This is a genomic window from Streptomyces sp. NPDC046900 (assembly GCF_040644975.1).
Lineage (GTDB): Bacteria > Actinomycetota > Actinomycetes > Streptomycetales > Streptomycetaceae > Streptomyces.
The window spans coordinates 22,377-40,661 of the sequence record NZ_JBEYXD010000038.1 but is presented as its reverse complement, the minus strand read 5'-3'; the positions used below and the strand labels follow the sequence as shown (position 1 = coordinate 40,661).

Sequence of the window (18,285 nt, the reverse complement as noted above, 5' to 3'; positions counted from 1 at the left end):
AAGCCGGGGGCGACGTAGCAGCGCCAGTGCGCGTCCACCGCCGGCACGGATACCGGCTTCGGGGTGCCGGGCCAGTTCCGGACCGTGGTGCGGCTCGAGGTCGCAGGGGAGCCTCGTCGCCGGTGTGAGCCGCGGGTTCACCGCCCGTAGGTGCCGGCGCAGATCTTCGCCTCGGGGCTGTCCGCTTGCCACCCTCCGTACCTGTGGCCCAGGTCGCACACGTCTCCGTTCCCGGGGAACACCTGGGAGGCGGCGGGCGGCACCTCGATGCGCCCGGCGTGGCGGCTCCACCTGGGGCGCGGGCCCGGGTACGGGTGGTGCGGCGCGGCCGGAGGCACCGCACCGGCGTCCGGGCGCCGTCCGCGGTGCGGGGCGGGAGCGGTCGGCGAGGGGCGGCCGGAGGGCCCGACCATCTCCAGCGCCTCCCGTGCCGGCGCCTGGACGACCTGGGGCTCCGTGCTCCCGTCGGGGCGCGGTGCCGAGGGGTTCGAGGGCGCGTGCGGCGGGCCCGGAACGGGCTGACGCTGGACGGTCACACAGCCGGTGAGGGCCGAGACGGCCACGGTGACCAGGAGCGTTGCGGTCGTCGTCGTTCGATGCACCCGCGCCACTCTGCTGGGTCCGGGCCGCTTTGGGGGAGCGGACAGGCGGAGGATGCCCCTCATGGGTGATCTCCAGCCCCGTACGGAGGGCCCGGACCCGTCCAGGGTGACGTCAGTCCCCGGTGGACCCGTCGATCCGCTCACGGATCAGGTCGGCGTGGCCGTTGTGGCGCGCGTACTCCTCGATCATGTGGGTGTAGATCCAGCGCAGATTGAAGGGTTCGTCGGTGAACGTGCTCCGGCCCTTGGAGAGGTCGTCCAGGCCGAAGCCGGCGGAGTGCCGCCGGGCGATCTCGATCTCGGCCTGCCACGTGGTGAGCGCGTCCTCCCAGGTGTCGGCCTCGGTGAGATGGAACTCCCCGTCCCGGTCCTCGTCGCTGTAGTAGATCGGTCCGGGCTCCTCACCGGCGAGCACCTTGCGGAACCAGCCGCGCTCGACCTCCGCCATGTGCCGCACGAGTCCCATCAGGGAGAGTTCGGACGGTTGCACCGAGGCGGTCCTGAGCTGGGCATCGGTGAGCCCCTCGCACTTCCATGCGAGCGTCTGGCGGTGGTAGTCGAGCCAGCCCTCCAGCATGGTGCGTTCGTCGGCGTTCTGGGCGGGTTCACGGCGCTCAAGGGTCATACCCGGCATCCTCACCCAGCCCCGGTCACCGCCGCCAGACGTTTGACGCGGCGGCCCGTCAGCCGTGGAGCATCCCGTCGAGCAGTTCCCGCAGGCCGGTGCGCACCTCGTCCAGGGTGGGCACCGCCGCGGTGAAGGACCCGGCCACGCACGAGAACATCAGCCCGTCCAGCCAGGCGACCAGCGACAGCGCGTGGCGCGCCGGGTCGGCCGAACCCGCGGCCGTGACAAGGGCGGTGAGCTGATCCCGGAAGCGGGCGCCCGCCACGTCGAAGTACCGGCGCAGCTCGGGCCGTCGCGTGGCCTCAAGGGCCAGTTCGTAGCGGGCGAGAGTCAGTGCGCGATTGCGGGTCAGGGACCGGTGGGTGGCGAGAGCCAGCCCGTCCACGAGGGGGCCGAGTCCGCTCCCGGGACCGGGCATCTCGTGCGCCGCGAGAACCCGGGCCTCACGGTCGGCGAGGCGTCGCACCGCGAGTTCCAGGAGCGCCAGGCGGGTCCGCGCGAGGTTCGAGGTCGAGCCCTGGGGGAGTCCCGCCGACTCGTCGACCGCCCGGTGCGTCAGCCCGCGCATCCCGCGCTCGGCGAGCAGGGCGAGCGCGGTGTCGGCGACGTGGTCGGCGCGTGCGGCGCCCATGGCATGTGCGGACATGGAGGTCAACCTATCTGTCTGACTACACCCGTAGTACAGTCGACGCATTCGTACACTACATATGTAGTGGCGTCCGGAGAGTCGCCCCAGCACTGCTCAGGAGGAGCCATGGCACAGTCGTCGCACGCCGTCGTCATCGGCGGCGGCATCGGGGGTCTCACCGCGGCGGTGGCGCTGCATCTGCGCGGGTTGCGGGTCACGGTGCTGGAACGGGCCCGTTCCCTGGAGCCGGTCGGCGCCGGCATCTCCCTCGCCCCCAACGCCCTGCGCGCCCTGGATGTCATCGGCCTCGGCGACGAGATCCGGGACCTGGCCGCCTGGCAGGGCGACGGCGGACTGCGCACCCCGCGCGGACGCTGGCTCTCGCGCACGAACGCCTCGGCCGCGGCCGAACGCTTCGGCGGCCCGCTCGTCCTGCTGCACCGGGCCACGCTCATCAACAGCCTGGCCGCCCGCATCCCGGCCGGCGCCATCCGCACGACCGCCGCCGCGTCGGTCGCCGACCCGGGCGACAGCGGCCGGCCGGCCCGTGTCACCACCCCGGACGGCGAACTGGAGGCGGACCTGGTCGTGGCCGCCGACGGCATCCACTCCGGTGTACGCCGGACGCTCTTCCCGCACCACCCGGGGCCGGTCTACTCCGGATTCACCACCTGGCGGGTGGTGATCCCGGTGCCCGGCGTCGAGTTCGCCTCGCACGAGACGTGGAGCCGGGGCGCCCTGTGGGGCACGCATCCGCTCAAGGACGGCCAGGTCTACGCGTACGCCGCAGCCGTCGTGCCCGCCGGGCGGCGCGCGCCGGACGACGAGAAGGCCGAACTCCTGCGGCGTTTCGGCGACTGGCACGACCCGATTCCCGCCGTCCTCGCCGCGGCCCGGCCCGAGGACGTGCTGCGCCACGACGTCCACCACATCGCCGAGCCGCTGCCCGCCTACCACCGCGGCCGGGTCGCCCTGCTCGGCGACGCGGCGCACGCCATGCCACCGATGCTCGGCCAGGGCGGCAACCAGGCCGTCGAGGACGCGATCGTGCTCGCCCACTGCACCGACGACCTGGCCGCCTTCAGCGCCGCACGGCTGCCTAGAACCACCGCCATCACCCGGCAGTCCGTGCGGGTGGCCCGGCTCGACCTGATGACCAACGGCGCCGGGATCGCCCTCCGCAACGCCTCCATCGCCGTGCTCTCGAAGGCCGCTCCCGCCCTGTTGTTGCGCGGCTTCGACGGCATCGCCGGCTGGCGGCCGCCGGCGGACACCGGGCCCGAGCGGAACCGGGAGGCGGCAAGGCCGTAAGCTTCCGGACAGGACCAGGTCGGCGATCCCAGGAGAGGCCCGTGAAGGTCGGCTGCATCGGACTCGGCGACATCGCGCTGAAGGCCTATCTGCCGGTGCTGGGGCTGCAACCGGGGCTCGAACTGCACCTCCAGACCCGGACCCCCGCGACGCTCCACCGGGTTGCCGACAGTCTGCATCTTCCGCTGGAGCAGCGGCACGTGGACTTGGACGCGCTGCTCGCGCAGGACCCCGACGCGGCCTTCGTGCACGCGCCCACCGCCGCCCATGCCGAGATCGTCACGCGGCTGCTGGAGGCGGGCGTGCCGACGTACGTCGACAAGCCGATCGCCTACGAACTCGCCGACTCCGAAAGGCTGGTGCACCTCGCGGAGCAGCGGAACGTGACCCTGGCGGTCGGCTTCAACCGGCGCCACGCACCCGCGTACGCGCAGTGCGCCGACCACCCCCGCGAGCTGATCCTGATGCAGAAGAACCGCGTCGGACTGCCCGAGGAACCCCGCATGATGATCCTCGACGACTTCATCCACGTCGTGGACACCCTGCGGTTCCTGGTGCCGGGCCCGGTGGACGATGTGACGGTGCGCGGCCGGGTCGAGGACGGGCTGCTGCACCATGTGGTGCTCCAGCTCTCCGGTGACGGATTCACCGCGCTCGGTGTGATGAACCGGCTGAGCGGTTCGGCGGAGGAGATCCTGGAGGTCTCCGGGCAGGACACCAAGCGGCAGGTGCTGAACCTGGCCGAGATCGTCGACCACAAGGGCCAGCCCACCGTGCGCAGGCGCGGGGACTGGGTGCCGGTGGCCCGGCAGCGGGGCATCGAGCAGGCCGCGCTGGCCTTCCTGGACGCGGTCCGCACGGGCGAGGTGCTCAGCGCCCGTGACGCACTGGCCACTCACGAACTGTGCGAGCGGGTCGTTGCCGCGGTGCAGGAGCGCCCCGTCGCGCTCTGAGCGCCCGGAACCCCTCCGTCGCGCACAGCCCGGCCAGGACCAGCAGGGCCCCGTGCAGCGGCCAGTCGCCGAAGCGGACGTACGGGGTGACGCCATGGCTGAGCGGGACGGCGAAGACCTCTGTGGCACTCCGGTCGGTGCCGAGCCAGGAGCCGACGCGCTCGCCGCTCGGACCGTAGACCGCGGAGACGCCGGTCAGCGTGGCGTGCACCATCGGGCGGCCGGTCTCCGCGGCGCGCAGCGCGGCCAGCGAGGCGTGCTGCTCCGGCGCCCAGCTGTGCTGGAACGTGGAGGTCGAGGACTGGGCGAGCAGCACTTCGGCGCCGTCCAGCGCGAGATGGCGGCTCATGTCGGGGAACGCCGACTCGAAGCAGACCATGGGGCCGACGCGCAGTCCGTGCCCGACGTTCATCACCACCTGTTCGGAACCGCGCCTGCGGTCCTCGGCGGCTGCCCTGCCGACGGAGGTGGCCCAGCCGAGCACGGAGCGCGCGGGTATGTACTCGCCGAACGGGACGAGCCGCATCTTGTCGTAGCGGTCACCGGTCGGGCCGTCCGGGCCGACCAGCACGGAGCTCTTGTATATGCCGGGGTGGTCGGAGCGGCGCGCGTCGACGTTGACCAGGATGTCGGCCTTCACCAGCCGGGACAGGTCCGCGATCCGGGTGGCCAGATCGGGCCGCCGCGCGAGGTCGAACCCCACACTGCTCTCGCCCCAGACGACCAGGTTCACGTGGCTGCCGGCCAGCTCGCGGGTCAGCTGCTCCTCGCGGGCGAAGCGCCTCATACCGCTGTCCGCCCCGCCGACGATCCCGGGCTGCACGACCGCGATGCGCATCTGGCCGTCGAGGTCCGGGCGTGGCGACCAGACCCAGGCGGCCGATGTCGCGACGGCCGCGGCCACGAGCCCGGTCACGGCCGTGACGCGCGCCGCGCGCACCGAGACGAGCACGGCGACGGCGACGTTGACGCCCACCACCAGAAAGCTCAGCAGCCACACCCCGCCGACCGAGGCGAGCCGCAGTGCGGGTGCCACCTGCCACTGGCTCGATCCGAGCAGCCCCCAGGGGCCGCCGAGGGCCTGCCAGGAGCGTATGAGCTCGACCGTCAGCCAGCCGGAGGGCAGCACGACAAGGGCCGCGGCGACTCGCCTCGCTGTGGGCACCCCGGCAAGAAAGCGCCGTACCAGCCAGCCCCAAGGGGCCCACAGAGCGCCCAGGAGGGCGGCGATGACGAAGGTGAAGACGTTCAGATTCGGCAGCAGCCAGTGGTGCACGGCGAACATGAAGCCGAAGCCGCCGAGCCAGCCGTCGTAGAGGGCCTGTTTTCCGGTCGGGGCGGTGCGCAGCAGCAGAATCCACGGGACCAGACAGACGTACGCGAACCACCACCAGGACGGTGCCGGGAAGGCGAGCACCGGCAGAGCACCGGCGAGCGCAGCGGCGACACCCCGTCTCCAGCGGGAGGCGAGCCAGTCGCTGGGCATGGTCATTCGGCGTGTCCCTCCCCAGAGCATGTCTCCAGTGTGCGCGCCGCGGACGATCTCCGACAGGGGGCGTGGAGGTGTGCGGGGAGGGGCTCGCTCAGGCGCCGGTCTCCTCCTGGTGAGGGCCGGGGTGGGGGAGCGGTGTGCGACGCCATTTCTCCTGGACGACCACTTCGCGCAGCCGCCAGCCCTCGCCCGTGCGCAGGAAGGCGAACGTGTACCGGCCGCCGCAGACGAAGTCCGGCTCGGCGGGGCCGCCGTCCCGTCCCGCGAGCCGCATGGGGTTGACGTAGTCGGCCTGGACCCCGGCGGTGTCGCCGACGTCCTGTTCCCGCACGCCGAACCGCAGCCGCCGGTTGACGATCAGGTGCTGGCGCATCGGAAACAGCCGCATGGTCCCCGCCAGCCAGTCCGCGACCTGCCCGGCGTCTCCCTCGATGCCGCCGGCGGAGCGGTAGTCGGCGCGGCCGTCCGCGGTGAACAGTTCTCGGTAGGAGTGCCAGTCACCGTCGTCCACGGCCACCGCGTACTCGGTGACGAGTCCGTCGAGCGCCAGCCGGTCCATCAGGGTGGCGAGCTCCACACGCTGGGTCATCGGCTCAGTGTTGGGGACGGGGGGCGTGCAGCCAAGGGGTGTGCGGAGGGTTTAGGGACGACGGTGACCACGTCGCCCGGTGAACGATGCCGGGAGCGCCGGCCCGATTCCGGCGGGCCGGCGCTCCCGGTGCTGGTGGGGCCCCTCACCAATCGCCCTGGTCGATCACCCGGAAGCTGCCGACCGTGGCATTCTCGAGGAACGCGCCGCCGGCGAAGGGGAAGCCGCCGTCGGAGAGCCCTTCCCCGTACCCGCCGTCCTGGTTGTTGTTGGTCACCACGCCGAACGTCCTGCCGTAGGGGCCGACCGTGGCGACCGGGCCGCCGTTGTCGCACGTGAAGCCGCGGAAGACCTCGACAGTCTTGTCGCTGTCGTTGTCGACGCTGAAACTGGTGGAGCCCAGTCCGCTGGCCGCGACGATGCAGCCGGCCGAGAAGGCGGGGTACTCCCGCTCGTTGAAGTAGATCCGTCCGACCCTCTTGTGGTCGCCGCCACGGTCGCCACGGTCACCGCGGTCGCCACCGTTGTCGCGGTTGCCACCGTTGTCGCGGTCGCTACCGTTGTTGCGGCCGCCCCCGTTACCGCGGTCCTCGTTTCCGTAGTTCCCGCTGTTCCCGCTGTTTCCGGTGTTTCCGCTGTTTCCGCTGTTTCCGCTGTTCCCGCCCGAACTGTCGCCGTTGGGAGCGGTCGCGGGGGCAGCGACGGCCTCGAGAGGAGCAGCCATCTGGACGGACGGTCTCTTGACCGCCTTGTGGGCAGCCGGGGCCGCGCGCTTGGCGGACGGCGCGGCCTCGACGGATTCGTTGGTCGAGGCGTAAGTGATGCCGGTCGTGACCAGGACCGCCGCGCTCACGGCGGCGGCGGTCACGGCGAGAGTACGCGTGCGCATATCAGTTCTTTCTGTCGCAGAGACGCCGGCCGGGCAGCCGATCTGTGATGAAAGTACTGATAGCCTCTTTTAGTTTCATGTCGGACATGTCTGACGAGTGAAGCAGGAGGGCCGGGCGGGTACAAAGGAGGCGCTCACGGCGTGTCGTTGCGCGCTTCTCCATTTCTGTCGTGCTGTCAGAACGCGTGCCGGAACCGGATTCGACCGTGCCGCGGCACCGTTGCCGGCCGAGTGGCCGCCTCTCGCGGACGGGATGTCTGTGCCGTCCGCGATCGTGCGCGCTCGCTCGGCAGGGGGACACATCGCTTGGCGGGTACCAGTGCCGCGACGTGCGTGCGTCTTGCGGCCGACGGGCGCGAGCCGGCCGACCCTCGCGCGGTCAGGCCGCTTCGATCACCTTGCCGTGCATCGCCGCCGCCCACTCCACGACCAACAGCTCGTACTCCGCGCGCTCCTGGGCCGACAGGGAACCGCCCGCACGCAGCCACAGCGCGCGAATCCGCGCGTTCAAATCCTCGGCAGACCGTGCGGAACCAGGGCTCAGTGAGTCGGAGGGCATACCGACAACCCTAGGGGCACGGACTGACAGCGCGCTACCGACCGGCTACGCGACCGGTATGTGGTTGGTCACGGTCGTTTCCGCGGAGGCAAGTTGGGGATTTCTGTCGCCGCCTCAGATGAGCCCACGGGCGGCAGTCCGGCCGAAGGTGGGCGCCTGGGTGTGCGGACGCGGCGGACTGATCCGCAGAAGTCGTTGCACTGGCCCGGGAATCCACCAGTTGAGGTGGTCGGAGGAGGAGACGAGGGAGAGGAGGCCTGGGCGCCACCGCCGAGTCGCGCCCAGGCCGTCCCGCGCGAGCGGGGGCAGACTCACGACGAGGAGTGGGCCTGTCCCTGCACGTCGGCGCCCGCGGGCCTCCCCCCGGAGTGCGGGCGCCTCGACCCCGCCTGGGGTCACTCTCTCCAGCGGGCGGTGCGACGGGAGTGTCACGGGTGACGACGGGTGGCCACAAGATCGGCACCTTTGTAGAGGCGCCGATGCGTGGCCATCACGCGAAAGCGCAGAGACCGCACGTCAACGCGCGGCACGCCGCAGTCGCTGTACATCGCGCGGCAGGCCGTCGCGTCGCCCACGATGACGCACTGGATCCGGTCAGCCCGCGGACTCGGCCGCGTGCGGGCTCAGAATTCCCGCGCTGACCAGGGCGATGATGAGCACTCCCAGCGCGATCCGGTACCAGACGAACGGCATGAAGCTCTTGCTCGAGATGAACTTCATGAACCAGGCGATGACCACGTAGCCCGAGACGAACGCGATGACCGTCGCGAACAACGTGGGCCCCCAGCTCACATGTCCCGCCTCCGCGGCGTCCTTGAGTTCGAAGGCGCCGGACGCGAGTACGGCCGGGATGGCGAGCAGGAAGGAGTAGCGTGCCGCGGCCTCGCGCCGGTAGCCGAGGAAGAGGCCACCGCTGATCGTCGCTCCGGAGCGGGAGACGCCGGGGATCAGGGCCATCGCCTGGCAGGCGCCGTAGATCAGGCCGTCCTTGATGTTCAGGTCCTGGAGCGACTTGCGCTGCTTGGGCGCCCGGTGCCGGCCGCCGGTCTCGTCGCGTGCCGCGAGGCGGTCCGCGGTGCCGAGGATCAGGCCCATGACGATCAGCATCGTCGCCGTGACCCGCAGATCGCGGAACGGTCCCTCGATCTGTTCCTTGAGAGTCACGCCGAGCACGCCGATGGGTATCGACCCGACGATCACCAGCCAGCCCATCTTCGCGTCCTGGCTGCGCCGCATCGCGCTGTCGAACAAGGAGCGGAACCAGGCCGAGACGATGTTCGCGATGTCCTTGCGGAAGTAGATCAGCACCGCCGCCTCCGTGCCGATCTGGGTGATCGCGGTGAAGGCCGCCCCTGGGTCCTCCCAGCCCGCGAACGCCGCGGTCAGCCGCAGATGTGCGCTGGAGGAGACGGGAAGGAATTCGGTCAGCCCCTGGACGAGCCCGAGGACGAGGGATTCAAACCAAGACATGAAGTGAAGGGGTCCAAGCGCTGATCGTGGTGACGGCGACGGGTACACCCGGGGCGCGGCTGCCGTGGCGCAGCCGACGATCAAGTGTTCCCGGCAGCGTAGCGCCCCGGGATGACTCGCCCTTCACCGGGGCTTTGCCAATGCTTGGGGCAGTCGGGGTGTCACCGCACGGGCCTGGACCGTGCCCGCCTGCCGCCGACGGCCGGTTCGCGGTGTTGACCGCCTTGTTGAACGGTGCTTTCGTTGCAGCTCGGGGAAAGCGCTTGCCGCGAGTCCTCGGAAGACATCACGCGTTGGCCAACGTCTGACATCACGTCCGATGGAGCGCTGATCACGGTCATGCCCACAGCCCGCAACGCGTCCGCAGCCGACCAGCTCACCAGCCCGGGGACCACCCCGGTTCCGCATCCCGGCGACGCTGCGCGCCGGGCCACCGGTCCGGAACGGAACCCGGAGCCGAGCCCGGACCGCCCGGCGCCGGGCCCGTTCGCCGGCCGCCGTATCCGGGCCGCTCTGGTGGGAGCCGGTGTGATCGCCCGCGGCTCGCACCTGCCCGCGCTCGCCCGACTGGCCGAGGAGGGTGAGGTCGCGGTGGTCGCCGCCGTCGACATCGACGCCGTCGTGGCCGAGCGGCTATGCGCGGACGGCGGCATTCCGCACCCGTACACCGACCTGGAGCTCATGCTCGAGGAGCAGCGGCCCGATCTGGTCGGCATCTGCACTCCGCCCACCCTGCACCGGGAGCAGGCCGTCGCCGCACTGCGGGCCGGTGCCTGGGTGTGGTGCGAGAAGCCGCCGGTGGCGACGCTGGCGGACTTCGACGCCGTCGAGGCGGCGGAGGGCACCGAGGACGGCCCGTACGCGGCGATCGTGTTCCAGCACCGCTTCGGGTCCGGCGCCCGGCACGTCAGGCGGCTGCTCGCGGAGGGGGCCATGGGCCGTCCGCTGGTGGCGCACTGCCAGACCACCTGGTACCGCAACGCCGCCTACTACGCCGTCCCGTGGCGGGGGCGCTGGCAGACCGAGGGCGGCGGACCCGCGATGGGCCACGGCATCCACCAGATGGACCTCCTGCTCGACCTGCTCGGACCCTGGAGCGAGGTGCGGGCGATGGCCGGGCGTCTGGTGCACGCCGTGGAGACCGAGGACGTCTCCACGGCGCTCGTACGGTTCGAGAGCGGCGCGCTCGCCACGGTCGTGAACAGCGTGCTCAGCCCGGACGAGGTCAGCCGCATCCGCATCGACTGTGAGCGGGCCACCGTGGAACTGACGCATCTGTACAGCCACTGCAACGACGACTGGCGCATCACCCCCGCCCCCGGCGTCCCCGAGGAAGAGGTGGCCGCATGGCGGGACTTCGGTGCGGACGTGCCGAGCTCGCACCTGGCGCAACTGCGCGAGCTGGTCGCGAGCATGCGCGCCGGCGAACGGCCGCGCAGCAGCGGTGCCGACGGTCGCACCAGCCTGGAACTGATCACCGCGCTGTACAAGTCCGCCTTCACCGACGCCACCGTCCGCGCCGGGGACATCGGCCCGGGCGACCCGTACTACACGGCCCTGCACGGAGGCACGCCCGGCTGGGCGCCCGTCGTGACCGAGGCGTCGGCGACTTCGCCGAGCAAGGAAGTGCCCGCATGACCGCGACCCTGCGCATCACGCACGCGCACGGCGACCGCATCGGGGTCACCGAACCGGTCACAGGCGTCGAGCTGTTCAGCTACGTCTACCGGCCCGAGGCGGCCTGGGAGGCCCCCAAGCCGTATCTTCACCCGATCCGGACCCTGGCCGACGACGTCGTCACGGACTACCGGCCGAACGACCACCGCTGGCACAAGGGCCTGCAGCTGACCGCCTCCCATCTGTCCGGGCAGAACCTGTGGGGCGGCAACACCTACGTGCACGGCGAGGGATATCTCGCGCTGCCGGAGTGCGTCGGCTCGATGGCGCACGTCGGCTTCGACGAGGTCGGCGCGGACGGCGGCCGTGCGGTCATCGCCGAGCGGCTCACCTGGCACCCGTACAGCGGCGAGCTGTGGGCCGACGAGGAGCGCCGTATCGAGGTGCACGACGTCGACACGGCGACCCGGGCCTGGGCACTGACCTGGACCTCCGCGATCACCAACCGCCGCCCCGAGCCGCTCCTGTTCGGCAGCCCGACCACGGCGGGGCGGGAGCTGGCCGGCTACACCGGGCTGTTCTGGCGCGGACCGCGGGCCTTCCGGGACGGACGGGTCCTCGGGCCGGACTCCGAGGGGCTCAGGATGATGGGCCGGCCGGCGTCCTGGCTCGCGTACACGGGGGAGCACGACGGCACCGACGGGCACGCCACGCTCGTCTTCGCGCACGCCCCCGAGAACGACCACCTCGGAGAACGGGGCACCCACCCCGCCCACTGGTTCGTCCGCAACGAACCCTTCGCGGCCGTGGCCCCGTCCTGGGCGTTCTACGAGGAGCTGGAGCTGGCCCCGGGCGACACCCTGCGGCGCCGCTACCGCGTTGTGGTGGCGGACGGCGCGTGGGAGCGTGAAGAGGTCGTCAAGTACCTCGAGGAGCACCCGTGGTGAGCGCCGGGGAGTTCACGGGCCTGCCGGGCGCGGTGGCCGTCTCGCACCTCACCGTCTACGACTGGCCCGCCGCAGACGGCGTGTGCGGTGGCACGCCCCATCTGCATCTGACCTGTTCGGAGGCGTACGTCGTCACCGGCGGGCGAGGCGCGGTGCAGACGCTGACGACGACCGGGTACCAGGTCACCCCCCTGACGCCCGGAACGGTCGCCTGGTTCACACCCGGGACCGTCCACCGGCTGGTCAACGAGGACGACCTGCGCATCACCGTGCTGATGCAGAACAGCGGGCTCCCGGAGGCGGGCGACGCCGTGCTCACCCTGCCGCCCGAGTACCTCACCGACCCGCAGACGTACGCCGCCGCGACCGCGATCCCGGCCGGTGCGCCGGAGGAGGAGCAGGAGCGGATCTCCCGGGCACGCCGCGATCTCGCCCTGGAGGGCTACCGGGCGCTGCGCGACGCACCGGGGCCGGAGGCGCTGGCCGCGTTCCACCGGGCCGCCGCGGCGCTCGTACGGCCGCGCCTGGCCGAGTGGCGCGAACGGTGGCTGCACGGTGCCGGGGCGGCCGCCGCGGCCACGGGCGAGCAACTGGACCGCCTGGAGCGCGGTGACGTCTCCCACCTCGCCGGAGCGGTCGTCCAGGCGCAGCAGCCGTCCGCCCACGGCAAGTTCGGGATGTGTGGACGGCTGAACACGTACAAAGAGACGTTCTAGTCGCGGGCGGCTAGGCGGCGGCCGGCCCCGACACCGTCCAGCCCGGTGCCTGCGGGTGCGGCGTCTGGCTCCCGTGACGGACCTCCTCGCCGCAGGCGGAGCAGGTGACGACCGGGACGAGCTCGTTGCCGCAGGCGTGCTCGATCACCATGGGGCGATCGTCCTCCTTCCGGAGATGACGGTCGCCCCACGCCATGAGCGTCATCAGGACCGGCTCCAGCTCCAGGCCGGCCGGCGTGGGCCGGTACTCGAAGCGCTGCGGGCGCTCGCTGTACATCCGCTTCGTGAGGATCCCGGCGTCCACCAGCCGCTTCAGACGTGCGGCCAGGATGTCGCGGGGGGCGCCGATGTTGCGCACGAGCTGGTCGAAGCGCCCGTTGCCGAGGCACGCCTCACGCAGGACGAGCAGGGAGTACTTCTCGCCGACGAGCGCCAGAGCGTCGGCGATCGAGCAGGGGCGCGGGTCTTTGGGGGCGGCCATAAGCCCAGTCTAGGTGAGGGTTTGTTTTTCCAACTCTCGGCGTTATGGTGGAACCAGATTTGCTACTCACCGGTAATCACCGCACCGGCACAGGCCGGGCAAGGAGGACCGCGCCATGCGCGACGCCGTGATCGTCGAAGCCGTACGTACCCCGGTGGGCAAGGGCAAGCCGAACGGCGCCCTCGCCCATGTCCATCCCGTGGAACTCCTGGCCCACACCCTGCGCACCTTGGTCGAACGCTCCGGCATCGACCCCGCGCTCATCGACGACGTCATCGGCGGCACCGTCGACCAGGTCGGCGAGCAGGCCATGAACACCACCCGGTACGCGGTCCTGTCGGCGGGCTTCCCGGAGACGGTGCCCGCGACCACCGTCGACCGCCAGTGCGGGTCCTCGCAGCAGGCCGTGCACTTCGCGGCCCAGGGCGTGCTCTCGGGCGCGTACGACATCGTCGTGGCCTGCGGCGTGGAGTCCATGAGCCGGGTGCCGATGTGGTCGAACGTGCCCCCCGGCAAGGACCCCTTCGGCCCGGGCGTCGCCGCGCGCTACCCGGACGGCCTGGTCCCGCAGGGCATCAGCGCGGAGCTGATCGCCGCCAAGTGGTCGATCACCCGCGAGCAGATGGACGCCTTCGCCGTCTCCTCGCACCGGAAGGCGGCGGCGGCCTGGGACGCGGGCCTGTTCGACGCCGAGACGGCCCCGCTCGAGGACCTCACGCGCGACGAGTGCGTCCGGCCGTCCAGCACCCCGGAGATCCTCGCCGGGCTCAAGCCCGCGTACTACGACCCCGGATTCGCCGAGCGGTTCCCGCAGATCGAGTGGAACATCACCGCCGGCAACGCGAGCCCCATCAACGACGGTGCATCGGCCGTGCTGATCACCTCCAGCGAGACCGCGGCGCGCCTCGGACTGCGCCCGATCGCCCGGCTGCACAGCTTCGCCGTGACCGGCTCCGACCCCGTGCTGATGCTCACCGGAGTCATCCCCGCTACCGAGAAGGTGCTGCGCAAGGCCGGTCTGGCCGTGGACGACATCGACCTCTTCGAGGTGAACGAGGCCTTCTCCAGCGTCGTGCTGGCCTGGCAGCAGGAGACGGGCGCCGACCTCGCGAAGGTCAACGTCAACGGTGGGGCCATCGCCATCGGCCACCCGCTGGGCGCCAGCGGCACGCGTCTGACGACCACCCTCGTGCACGCGCTGCGCGCGCGGGGCGCGCGCTACGGCCTGCAGACGATGTGCGAGGCGGGCGGCCTCGCCAACGCGATGATCCTGGAAACTCTCTGATCCTCAGTGGCCGCGCAGGTGGTGGCGCTTGCGCCAGGCCACGAACGCGCCGATCAGCGTCGGCACCGCGATGGAAGCCACCGCGATCAGAAAGATCGGCGAAGTGGGCCTGGCGGCCCGGGCGCCGGCGACGACGTAGGCGGCGGTGTTCGGTATCGAGCCGAGCGCCGTCGCCAGCAGATAGTGCCCCCACCGCATCCGGGAGACGGCCGCGCAGTAGTTGACCGCCCAGAAGGGCAGCCCCGGGAACAGCCGGGCCGCCAGCATCGAGCGGAATCCGTGCCGGCTGAGCAGCCCGTCCGCGGCCTTCAGCACGCGGCCGCGCAGCAGCGGTCGCAGGGCGTCCTGCCCGAGCATCCGGCCGAGGCCGAAGGAGATTCCGGCCGCGAGCACGGTGCCCGCGACAGCGGCCCCCGTGCCCAGCGCGGAGCCGAACAGCGCGCCCGCCGCGAGGCTCAGCAGCGGGCGCGGTACGAACGCCGTCGCGCACAGCCCGTACGCCACAGCGAACAGGACGGCAGCGGCGGCGCCCCCGAACTGGTGCGGCCAGCCGTGCGTCAGCAGCTTCTGCGGCTGGAACAGCAGCACGCAGGACCCGGCAGCGGCGAGCAGGCCCAGCAGCAGGCACAGCCGCGACCAGGGCGAGAGCAGCGCTCTTGTGCCGCGGGCGGCGAAGCCGAGGGGTACGACGACGGCAGCGGCCTGCCCCGCGGCCGCGTCCGCGGCGACCAGGGGCGGGACCGTTGTGTCGAGTTCCGCGGCGGCGAATTCCGTGGCGGCGGCCTGGGCTGCGGCCGTGGCGGTGCCCCCAGAGCGGGTGGTGGCATCGGGCATTCCGCGACACTAACCGACCGATGTGTGCGAAGGCCGTATGGTTCGTCTCATGGGCGTCACAGATTCCGGAATTCACCGCGGACAGGTGGCGTCGCCGAACAGCGTTCTCGCCGACGCGGTGTTGGAGCGGCTCACCGATGTGTATGCTGCCGCCGCGGATCCGGAGCGGGCTGCCGCGATGAGTGCCTACATGAAGGACGTCGCGCCCTTTCTCGGCCTGCCCACGCCCGTCCGCCGGACCCTCTCCCGCAGCGTCCTGGAGGGCATCCCCCGTCCCGACGAGGCCGACTGCACCGCGCTCGCGCTGCGCTGCTGGGCGCTTCCGGAACGCGAGTACCACTACTTCGCCGTCGACTTCCTGCGCGGCAACGTGCGCCGGCTGTCCCCCGGATTCCTGCCCGTGGCACGCCATCTGATCTCCACGGTCCCCTGGTGGGACACGGTCGACGCACTCGCCTCGCATGTGGTGGGAGGTCTTGTGACCGCCGCTCCCGAGCTGCGCAGCGACATGGACGCGTGGATCGAGGACGACCACCTGTGGATCGCCCGCACAGCCCTCCTGCACCAGATGCGCCACAAGGAGGCGACCGACACCCGCCGCCTCTTCGCGTACTGCGTACGGCAGTCCGGCCACCCCGACTTCTTCATCAGGAAGGCGATCGGGTGGGCCCTGAGGGAGTACGCGAAGACCGACCCGGAGGCCGTGCGGGAGTTCGTGGACCGGGAGCGCTCGCGGCTCTCCCCCCTGTCGGTGCGGGAAGCACTCAAGAACCTCTGATCCCGTCCTGCCCCGGGCGTCCCGCCGAACTCGCCCTCCGGGAAAACCATTCGACGCGGGCCGGTCCTTCGACGACGATCTACAACATGTTCCGGTACGCCTTCGTCCTCGCAGCATCCGCAGTCGCGGATGCGCCGAAGGCTGCCGTCCCGATCCTCGTGGCCACAGTCGACGGCGCCCGAAGCTGACCCTCCCCGGATCGTCCGGCGGACCCCGCAGGGGGAGGGTCGGCACGTCCTTGGGGTCCCCGTCCCGGCCGTCCACGCGACACCGGGGCCATCACTCGGCATCACCGAAGAGGCTTCGAGGTACAGCCATGCCCAAGACGGCATACGTGCGCACCAAACCGCATCTGAACATCGGCACGATGGGGCACGTCGACCACGGCAAGACCACCCTGACCGCCGCCATCACCAAGGTCCTCGCCGACCGCGGCGCCGGCGGCACCCGTTACGTACCCTTCGACCGGATCGACCGGGCCCCGGAGGAGGCGGCGCGTGGCATCACCATCAACATCGCGCACGTCGAGTACGAGACGGACACTCGGCACTACGCGCACGTGGACATGCCGGGCCATGCCGACTACGTCAAGAACATGGTCACCGGCGCCGCACAGCTCGACGGGGCGATCCTTGTCGTCTCCGCACTCGACGGGATCATGCCGCAGACGGCCGAACACGTTCTGCTCGCCCGGCAGGTGGGCGTCGACCACATCGTCGTCGCCCTGAACAAGGCCGACGCCGTCGACGACGGCGAGGACACCATGCTGACCGACCTCGTCGAGTTGGAGGTCCGCGAACTGCTCACCGCGCAGGGCTATCCCGGCGACTCCGTACCGGTCGTACGTGTCTCCGGGCTCAAGGCCCTTCAGGGCGACCCCCGTTGGACGGCGGCGATCGACGCGCTGCTCGACGCGGTGGACACCTATGTCCCCATGCCGGAGCGGTACCTGGACGCGCCGTTCCTGCTGCCGGTGGAGAACGTGCTCACCATCACCGGCCGCGGCACGGTCGTCACGGGCGCCGTGGAGCGCGGCACGGTCCGTGTGGGCGACCGGGTCGAGGTGCTCGGCGCGGGCGTGGAGACCGTGGTCACCGGTCTGGAGACCTTCGGCAGGCCCATGGACGAGGCGCAGGCCGGCGACAATGTGGCGCTGCTGCTGCGTGGGGTGCCGCGCGACGCGGTGCGCCGCGGGCACATCGTCGCGGCGCCCGGCAGCGTCGCTCCTAGCCGCCGCTTCTCGGCGCGGGTGTACGTCCTGTCCACCCGGGAGGGCGGTCGTACGACCCCGGTGTCGACCGGTTACCGGCCGCAGTTCTACATCCGCACCGCGGATGTGGTCGGGGACGTCGACCTCGGTGAGACGGCCGTCGCCCGGCCCGGCGACACGGTCACCATGACCGTGGAACTGGGCCGCGCCATCCCGCTGGAGCCCGGCCTCGGCTTCGCGATCCGCGAGGGCGGCCGGACGGTCGGCGCCGGGACGGTGACAGCCGTGGAGTGAGGGGCGTGTGAGCTCCAGGGGGAACCGCGGACCGGACGGGTCCGCGGTTCCCCCGCCCGCTGCACAGGGGTGGGGGAGCGGCGCCGGCCTCCGCAGGCCCGGCACAATGGCACCGTGAGCGACTCCATACCCGTGACCCGCACCGTCGACCACGGCACCGCCAAGCTGATGCCCGACGTGGACCGGGAGCGGGCCTGGCTGCTGACGGTGGACGAAGCGCCGCAGTCGTACGTCGATCTGGACGAACCGACGCATCTGGAGTTCGAGTACACGCGCCGACTCGGTCATGCACTGGACACGCTGGCGGAGCCGGGCCGGCCGCTGGACGTGCTGCACCTCGGCGGAGGCGCGCTCACCCTGCCCCGCTATGTCGCCGCGACGCGGCCGGGCTCACGGCAGGACGTCGTCGAGGCCGACCGGGGACTGCTGGACCTGGTCGTGGAGCACCTGCCCCTGCCCGGCGACGCCGGCATCACGCTGCACGCGGCGGACGCCCGCGGCTGGCTGGAGACCGCCGCACCGGACTCCGCCGATGTCGTGATCGCGGACGTCTTCGGCGGCTCCCGCATCCCCGCGCACCTCACCACGGTGGCGTACGCACGCGCCGCGGACCGGGTGCTGCGCCCGGGCGGTATCTATCTGGCCAATCTGGCCGACGCCGCGCCCTTCGCCTTCCTCCGGTCCCAACTCGCCACCTTCGCCGCGGTCTTCGAGGAGCTCGCGGTCATCGCGGAGCCGGGCGTGCTGCGCGGCCGCCGCTTCGGCAACGCCGTGCTGATCGCGGCCCACCGGCCGTTCGACGTGGCACCGTTGGCACGCCGAACCGCCGCGGACGCGTTCCCCGCCCGGGTCGAACACGGCGCGGGGCTAAGGGACTTCATAGGCGGCGCCGAGCCGGTGCACGACGAGAACGCGGTCCCCTCCCCGGAACCGCCCGACGGGGCCTTCACCATCGGCTGACCGACCGCCGTCGGCCCGCAGGGTGCCACGGTCGCCGTGGCA

Annotated in this window: 19 protein-coding genes; 9 read left to right on the top strand and 10 right to left on the bottom strand. The window is 71.7% G+C overall.

Annotation, left to right across the window (positions count from 1 at the left end; genetic code table 11):
- Nucleotides 1-137 precede the first annotated feature (137 nt).
- The 3 genes from ABZ904_RS29890 to ABZ904_RS29880 form a co-directional block, all read right to left on the bottom strand.
- The gene (locus ABZ904_RS29890) at nucleotides 138-602 is read right to left on the bottom strand and encodes a hypothetical protein (RefSeq protein ID WP_359398317.1); all 465 of its coding nucleotides are present in this window, start codon (nucleotides 600-602) and stop codon (nucleotides 138-140) included.
- Nucleotides 603-714: 112 nt separating this feature from the next.
- Nucleotides 715-1,227, bottom strand: coding sequence for a DinB family protein (locus ABZ904_RS29885; RefSeq protein ID WP_359398319.1), 513 nt, complete (start codon nucleotides 1,225-1,227; stop codon nucleotides 715-717).
- Nucleotides 1,228-1,285: 58 nt separating this feature from the next.
- A complete protein-coding gene (locus ABZ904_RS29880) occupies nucleotides 1,286-1,876 on the bottom strand; it encodes a TetR family transcriptional regulator C-terminal domain-containing protein (protein ID WP_361000400.1) in 591 nt (196 codons plus the stop codon).
- A 108-nt stretch (nucleotides 1,877-1,984) separates the two neighbouring features.
- Between ABZ904_RS29880 and ABZ904_RS29875 the strand changes: the two genes are divergently transcribed.
- A complete protein-coding gene (locus ABZ904_RS29875; protein ID WP_361000403.1) occupies nucleotides 1,985-3,169 on the top strand; it encodes an FAD-dependent monooxygenase in 1,185 nt (394 codons plus the stop codon).
- A gap of 41 nt (nucleotides 3,170-3,210) precedes the next feature.
- On the top strand, nucleotides 3,211-4,122 hold the full coding sequence (locus tag ABZ904_RS29870) for a Gfo/Idh/MocA family oxidoreductase (RefSeq protein ID WP_361826687.1): 912 nt from the start codon (nucleotides 3,211-3,213) through the stop codon (nucleotides 4,120-4,122).
- Here ABZ904_RS29870 and lnt read toward each other — a convergent pair.
- The 5 genes from lnt to ABZ904_RS29845 form a co-directional block, all read right to left on the bottom strand.
- A complete protein-coding gene (gene lnt, locus ABZ904_RS29865) occupies nucleotides 4,040-5,614 on the bottom strand; it encodes an apolipoprotein N-acyltransferase (protein ID WP_361826684.1) in 1,575 nt (524 codons plus the stop codon). The two genes, ABZ904_RS29870 and lnt, sit on opposite strands and share 83 nt — an antisense overlap.
- Nucleotides 5,615-5,705: 91 nt before the next feature.
- Nucleotides 5,706-6,203, bottom strand: a complete 498-nt coding sequence (locus tag ABZ904_RS29860) for a nuclear transport factor 2 family protein (protein WP_359398329.1) — start codon at nucleotides 6,201-6,203, stop codon at nucleotides 5,706-5,708.
- 145 nt (nucleotides 6,204-6,348) lie between these two features.
- The gene (locus tag ABZ904_RS29855) at nucleotides 6,349-7,092 is read right to left on the bottom strand and encodes a hypothetical protein (RefSeq protein WP_361826681.1); all 744 of its coding nucleotides are present in this window, start codon (nucleotides 7,090-7,092) and stop codon (nucleotides 6,349-6,351) included.
- Between the two features lie 379 nt (nucleotides 7,093-7,471).
- Nucleotides 7,472-7,651, bottom strand: coding sequence for a hypothetical protein (locus tag ABZ904_RS29850; RefSeq protein WP_361826678.1), 180 nt, complete (start codon nucleotides 7,649-7,651; stop codon nucleotides 7,472-7,474).
- Between the two features lie 594 nt (nucleotides 7,652-8,245).
- The gene (locus ABZ904_RS29845) at nucleotides 8,246-9,121 is read right to left on the bottom strand and encodes an undecaprenyl-diphosphate phosphatase (RefSeq protein ID WP_361000416.1); all 876 of its coding nucleotides are present in this window, start codon (nucleotides 9,119-9,121) and stop codon (nucleotides 8,246-8,248) included.
- Nucleotides 9,122-9,460: 339 nt separating this feature from the next.
- On the opposite strand from ABZ904_RS29845, the gene ABZ904_RS29840 reads away from it, so the two are divergent.
- From ABZ904_RS29840 to ABZ904_RS29830, 3 genes are read left to right on the top strand one after another with little or no spacing between them, the layout of a single operon-like run.
- A complete protein-coding gene (locus tag ABZ904_RS29840) occupies nucleotides 9,461-10,759 on the top strand; it encodes a Gfo/Idh/MocA family oxidoreductase (RefSeq protein WP_361826675.1) in 1,299 nt (432 codons plus the stop codon).
- Nucleotides 10,756-11,685, top strand: a complete 930-nt coding sequence (locus ABZ904_RS29835; protein WP_361826672.1) for a PmoA family protein — start codon at nucleotides 10,756-10,758, stop codon at nucleotides 11,683-11,685. The genes ABZ904_RS29840 and ABZ904_RS29835 overlap by 4 nt, the downstream gene beginning before the upstream one ends.
- Nucleotides 11,679-12,401: a cupin gene (locus ABZ904_RS29830; RefSeq protein WP_359398338.1), complete on the top strand. Its 723-nt coding sequence runs from the start codon at nucleotides 11,679-11,681 to the stop codon at nucleotides 12,399-12,401. Before ABZ904_RS29835 ends, ABZ904_RS29830 begins: the two co-directional genes overlap by 7 nt.
- A gap of 10 nt (nucleotides 12,402-12,411) precedes the next feature.
- On the opposite strand, the gene ABZ904_RS29825 is transcribed toward ABZ904_RS29830, so the two are convergent.
- Nucleotides 12,412-12,882 carry a helix-turn-helix domain-containing protein gene (locus tag ABZ904_RS29825; RefSeq protein WP_359398340.1) on the bottom strand — a complete coding sequence of 157 codons (471 nt, stop codon included), beginning with the start codon at nucleotides 12,880-12,882 and terminating at the stop codon, nucleotides 12,412-12,414.
- A gap of 115 nt (nucleotides 12,883-12,997) precedes the next feature.
- On the opposite strand from ABZ904_RS29825, the gene ABZ904_RS29820 reads away from it, so the two are divergent.
- The gene (locus tag ABZ904_RS29820; RefSeq protein ID WP_361826667.1) at nucleotides 12,998-14,167 is read left to right on the top strand and encodes a thiolase family protein; all 1,170 of its coding nucleotides are present in this window, start codon (nucleotides 12,998-13,000) and stop codon (nucleotides 14,165-14,167) included.
- A gap of 3 nt (nucleotides 14,168-14,170) precedes the next feature.
- Here the strand turns inward: ABZ904_RS29820 and ABZ904_RS29815 are convergent, their stop codons facing one another.
- Nucleotides 14,171-15,001 (bottom strand): TVP38/TMEM64 family protein, encoded by an 831-nt coding sequence (locus ABZ904_RS29815; RefSeq protein ID WP_361826664.1) that lies wholly within the window; start codon nucleotides 14,999-15,001, stop codon nucleotides 14,171-14,173.
- 49 nt (nucleotides 15,002-15,050) lie between these two features.
- Between ABZ904_RS29815 and ABZ904_RS29810 the strand changes: the two genes are divergently transcribed.
- The 3 genes from ABZ904_RS29810 to ABZ904_RS29800 all read left to right on the top strand — a co-directional run bounded on the left by ABZ904_RS29810 (nucleotide 15,051) and on the right by ABZ904_RS29800 (nucleotide 18,243).
- The gene (locus ABZ904_RS29810; protein WP_359398346.1) at nucleotides 15,051-15,779 is read left to right on the top strand and encodes a DNA alkylation repair protein; all 729 of its coding nucleotides are present in this window, start codon (nucleotides 15,051-15,053) and stop codon (nucleotides 15,777-15,779) included.
- A 316-nt stretch (nucleotides 15,780-16,095) separates the two neighbouring features.
- Nucleotides 16,096-17,283: an elongation factor Tu gene (gene tuf, locus ABZ904_RS29805; protein ID WP_361826661.1), complete on the top strand. Its 1,188-nt coding sequence runs from the start codon at nucleotides 16,096-16,098 to the stop codon at nucleotides 17,281-17,283.
- Between the two features lie 114 nt (nucleotides 17,284-17,397).
- Entirely contained in the window at nucleotides 17,398-18,243 is an 846-nt protein-coding gene (locus ABZ904_RS29800; RefSeq protein WP_359398351.1) for a fused MFS/spermidine synthase, read from the top strand.
- The last annotated feature ends 42 nt before the right edge of the window (nucleotides 18,244-18,285 follow it).